General features: G+C 60.1%; 4 protein-coding genes and 1 pseudogene. All 5 read left to right on the top strand.

Annotated elements, in window-relative coordinates:
• A partial coding sequence (locus ABX749_RS22145; RefSeq protein ID WP_372897898.1) for an adenylosuccinate synthase occupies nucleotides 1-1,233 on the top strand: 1,233 nt, incomplete at its 5' end.
• A 7-nt stretch (nucleotides 1,234-1,240) separates the two neighbouring features.
• On the top strand, nucleotides 1,241-2,050 hold the full coding sequence (uppS, locus tag ABX749_RS22140; protein ID WP_372897897.1) for a polyprenyl diphosphate synthase: 810 nt from the start codon (nucleotides 1,241-1,243) through the stop codon (nucleotides 2,048-2,050).
• The gene (locus tag ABX749_RS22135; protein ID WP_372897896.1) at nucleotides 2,050-3,045 is read left to right on the top strand and encodes a phosphatidate cytidylyltransferase; all 996 of its coding nucleotides are present in this window, start codon (nucleotides 2,050-2,052) and stop codon (nucleotides 3,043-3,045) included. Before uppS ends, ABX749_RS22135 begins: the two co-directional genes overlap by 1 nt.
• A 130-nt stretch (nucleotides 3,046-3,175) precedes the next feature.
• Nucleotides 3,176-4,225, top strand: a complete 1,050-nt coding sequence (locus ABX749_RS22130; protein ID WP_095738208.1) for a PhoH family protein — start codon at nucleotides 3,176-3,178, stop codon at nucleotides 4,223-4,225.
• Nucleotides 4,226-4,252: 27 nt separating this feature from the next.
• A pseudogene (locus ABX749_RS22125) lies at nucleotides 4,253-4,832 on the top strand (metal-dependent phosphohydrolase); the annotation flags it as partial.

Below are 4,832 nucleotides of genomic sequence, written 5' to 3'. Positions count from 1 at the left end.
TATCAGGGCGGAGCAAACGCCGGCCACACGGTGGTTGTCGGCGATGAAGTCTACAAATTGCACCATATTCCCAGCGGAATCCTGCATCGTGGGGTCCAAAATCTGATCACCCCCGGTGTCGTGATCAACCCCGAGACCATGATCGGCGAGATGGAGGGGCTTGCCCCCCGCGGAGTCAACTGCGACGAAAATCTGCAAATCAGCGAGCGGGCCCACCTGGTCATGCCTTGGCACATGGCCGAAGACCGCCAGATCAACGCGACCGCACTGCGTGGTGAGTCGATCGGCACGACCAACCGAGGCATCGGACCGTGTTATCGAGACAAGGTGGGACGCACCCACGCGATCCGCATGACCGACCTGGTCCAACCCGGCCGAGATGAACGCATCCGAACGGTCGCCGAACAGAAACTGGCGATCCTGCGAAACATGGGAGCGTCCGAGGAGGAACTCGAATCGATCGCCGCCGACAAGGTCATCGCTCAAGCGACCCGCTGGGCGAACCGACTGCAGGGCATGATCGCCGACACGACCGATACATTGCTGGATGCCGCCGAGCAGGACAAACGGATCCTGTTTGAAGGAGCACAAGGGGCGCTGCTGGATATCGATCACGGCACCTATCCGTTTGTCACCAGCAGCAACAGTAGCGGCGTCGGCGTCTGTGCCGGTGCCGGGGTGCCGCCGCGCTGGATCAACACGGTCCTAGGCGTCTGCAAGGCCTACAGCACCCGCGTCGGTGGCGGACCGTTCGTGACCGAACTGGAAGACGAAACGGGCGATAAAATCCGCACGCTGGGCAATGAGTTTGGAACGACGACCGGGCGTCCGCGACGCTGTGGATGGTTCGATGCGGTTGCGGTTCGCTACACGGCACGACTGAGCGGCGTGACCCGATTGGCGTTGATGATGATGGACGTGCTGGCACACTTGGATGAGCTCAAGATTTGTGTCGCCTATGAACTGGACGGCGAGCGGATCACGCGATTCCCAGGCCATGCCGACCAGCTTCGCCGTTGCAAGCCGATCTACGAAACGATTCCGGGTTGGAAACAACCGGTCGATGACGTGCGTCGCGAAGAGGATTTTCCGGAAGGCGCATTGGCCTATGTGCGACGAATCGAAGCCCTCGTCGGAATTCCAGTCGGCGTGTTGTCGGTCGGCCCCGACCGTGCTCAAACCATTTTCACGAAGCAATCCGACGAGTTGAATTTGCAGCCGATCGGAGCCTAAGCGATCGATGAACGCAAAGATCCCTGACTCAAAGTCTCCGGAAACCGACGCTGCTCGCAACGTCGATCCCAACGCGGCCCCCAAACGCTTGCCCGATCATGTTGCGATCATCATGGATGGCAACGGTCGCTGGGCTCAATCGCGCGGCATGCCGCGCATCGAAGGGCATCGCCGTGGCGTCGACTCGGTCAGGATGGTCAGCGAGACCTGCACCGAGCTCGGAATCGAAGCGGTCACCCTGTATTGCCTTTCCAGTGAAAACTGGAAACGGCCCAAAGCGGAACTCGAATTCGTGATGCAGTTGCTCGAGCAATACCTGGTCGAGGAACGCGAGTTGATCATGAAGCAGGGATTGCGGCTGAAGGTGATCGGCCGACGCGATCGATTGCCCGCGAGCGTCTTGGTCGAGATGGACAAAACGATCGAGGTTTCGGCGGACAACCCGGGCACGCAACTGGTGCTGGCGATTGACTATGGCGGACGCGATGAGCTGGCGATGGCGACACGATCGATTTGTCGTGACGTCCAAGCCGGACTGTTGGACGTGGACGCCATCGACGAAGGAACCATCACGCAAAGGCTCTACACCGCGGGGTTGCCGGATGTCGATCTGATGATTCGTACCGGGGGTGAGATGCGGGTGAGCAATTTCTTGCTATGGCAACTCAGCTATGCCGAGTTGTGGGTCACCGAAACCTGTTGGCCCGATTTCAGCCGCCAGGAATTCGCGGCGGCGCTGGAGAGTTTCGGGTGCAGGGACCGACGCTTCGGCGGGCTTTCTGACACACCTGTCGAATCAACGTTCGGTGAGACTTGATGCTGCGTGATCGTTTGAGAACCAGCGCGATCTTGATTGTTATCGTCCTCGGTTTATTGTCGCTCGACTACTCGATCCGCATTCCGGATGCGGATGGCGTCTGGCTGTTGCCGCTGCTGCTGTTTTTTGCGATCGGCACGGCGTGGGAAATCGCGGTGATGCTCGCTGCGGGCGGCCAACCGGTCCGGCGGACGGTCGCGGTGGTCGGTGCCACGCTGGTCGCGTGCTCGGCGGCGGTTCCGTTTCTGTGGGTGCTGAGCGCGGATGACTATCCTAAAAACTGCCCCGTCGGGCGGCTGGGGTGGATCGTGCTGGCGGCGGCCGCAGCGGTGTTTCTGAGCTTGATCGCCGAGATGCGAGCGTACGGAAAAGCCGGCAACGAAACCCGCGGCGACGCGATCCGGCGAACCTCGGCGGCGATTTTCGTTTCGATGTATGTCGGAGTGCCGATGGCGATGCTGATCGCACTCCGTGGCCTGCACGCCGAGACGACGGCCGGGCGATTCGGACTCGCCGCCTTGGTGACGACGATCCTGGTCACCAAAGTGGCCGACGCGGGAGCGTATTTTTCGGGCCGGGCGCTGGGGCGACACAAGTTGATCCCGCGGCTGTCACCTGGAAAAACGATCGAGGGCGCGATCGGAGGCATTTTGGCGTCGACGGTTGTCGCCTATTTCGCGCTGGCGTATTTGTTTCCGGCATTATTGGCACGCCCGGCGGACACTACGACGGTGATGAACGAGACCGCCGTTAAAACTGGTTTATCCGCACTTTTGGCCCCATCCTGGGTCGGGGCGATCGTGCTGGGACCGGCCCTGGCGATCTCGGGCATGGTGGGAGACCTGGCTGAATCCCTGTTTAAACGGGATTCCGGCGTCAAGGACAGCGGCAACCTGCTGCCCGGATTGGGGGGGGTATGGGACGTGACCGACTCGTTGCTTGCAGCGAGCGTGCCGGCATTTTTCTGCTTCGCCACCGGTGTTGGTGGCCCATAATGCGGTGTCTTCTTCTGGTGAAGTCGATACGATTGATTGATTACTTCGTGATCCCGGACAGCGGCCGCTCGACAGGAACGGTTCGACGGGATCATCCCAAATTGATGGCCGAGAGGTCGGCCTAAACCGAATGACTGAAGCCACATTAACGGTCACGGCGCCCGACGAGTTGTTGCAGCTTTTCGGTCCCCGAGACCAACATTTACGAAAGCTGCGGCAGTTATTCGATGTCACGATCACGCATCGAAACGGACGAGTTCGAATCGCCGGTGAGGGCGAGGGCGTCTCCGGGGCGATGCGTACCTTGGAAAAGCTGCTGCACAAAGTTCAAAAACAGGGTGCGATCGGCGGCGAGGACGTGGAGACGGCTGCGGTCGAAGAGGGTGCCAAGGTCGAGCCCGGCGCCAAACTGAAGGTGTCCGGTGGCGAAGACATCGCGATCCAACATGCCGGCCGCAGAATCCGTCCGCGAACCGAGGGGCAAGCCAAATACGTCGATGCGATTCGCGAGTACGACCTGACCTTCGCGACCGGGCCGGCCGGCTGTGGAAAGACGTATTTAGCGGTGGCGACCGCGGTGGAGGCTCTCAAAGCCGGCCAGATTCGCAAGATCGTCCTCGTCCGTCCCGCCGTGGAAGCCGGCGAAAGCCTAGGTTTTCTGCCCGGCGACTTGCGCGCGAAACTAAACCCTTATCTGCGGCCACTGTTGGACGCACTGGGTGAAATGGTTGACTATGACCAAGCGCGTGAGTTAATGGAGCAGGAAGTCATCGAGGTGATTCCACTGGCCTACATGCGGGGGCGGACACTCAACGATGCCTTCATCATCTTGGACGAAGCCCAAAATACGACGATCGCACAAATGAAAATGTTTCTCACGCGGATGGGGGAACGCAGCAAGATGGTGGTCAGCGGTGACGCCACGCAGCTCGACCTACCGCGTGGGGTGACGAGCGGATTGAAAGACGCTATCCGTCGACTCCATCGGATCAAGGCGATCGGCATGATTCGATTGACCGGCGAAGACATTGTCCGGCATCGATTGGTACAACGCATCGTCGAAGCCTACGAAGAGACTGAGAATACCGGAGCTTCGACTCGTCCGCGGCGCAGCGGCGTCCGGGTGATCGGAGGCGAACTGTCCGGGCGTAGCGGTGGCGAGGAAACGTTGGATCGGTAGCCCACCCGAGGAATCGGATCCGCAGACATGAACGGCCAAACAAAGACGCGAACGCGGCAGGAACGCATTGAATCGCTGGGGATCCCCAAGCCGAAGATGGTTCAATGGTGGATCGATAGCGACAAAGCCGATTGGGCCGTCCGGATTCTGATCGGTCTGTCCGCGGCGGTCGCGCTACTGGTCGTTTGCCGAACTTGGGAACCCCGATTCGCCTATCGCACGGGCATGATCCCGGTCCGCGACATCATCGCGCGGGTGAACTTTGAGGTCGAAAACCAGATCGAGACCGAAGCACTGCGGCTCCAAAAGGTTCGCGAGGTTCCGGTCTACTACCGGAACTGGAAAGCGCCGCTGGAGCAACTGCGGGCACGTTTGAAGAATCGCTTGTTCGTGATTCTCGATGCCCAGTCACTCAAGGAAATGAATGACGAGGAGCGAAAGGCGTTTGAGGAGTTCGTCGCAACCGTGGCGGTCACGCCCGAATCGGCGACCACCGACCAGCCCTCGGCCGATCAACAATTCCTCGCGATGAAGGCGGTGTTCGCCAGTGATCCCGAACTGGAAAAACTGGACACCGCGATCAAGAACTTGCAGAAAGACGAGTTCG

Origin of the sequence: Stieleria sp., from assembly GCF_041595215.1 — a bacterium.
In the GTDB taxonomy this organism is placed as follows: Bacteria; Planctomycetota; Planctomycetia; order Pirellulales; family Pirellulaceae; genus Stieleria; species Stieleria magnilauensis.
The sequence above is the reverse complement of the archived record's forward strand: the minus strand, read 5'-3'. Positions and strand labels throughout refer to the sequence as shown.

Excerpts from the sequence above, each read along its gene's own strand:
- ABX749_RS22130 (WP_095738208.1), top strand. The coding sequence starts at position 3,176 with ATGACTGAAGCCACATTAACGGTCACGGCGCCCGACGAGTTGTTGCAG.
- uppS (WP_372897897.1), top strand. The coding sequence starts at position 1,241 with ATGAACGCAAAGATCCCTGACTCAAAGTCTCCGGAAACCGACGCTGCT.
- ABX749_RS22135 (WP_372897896.1), top strand. The coding sequence starts at position 2,050 with ATGCTGCGTGATCGTTTGAGAACCAGCGCGATCTTGATTGTTATCGTC.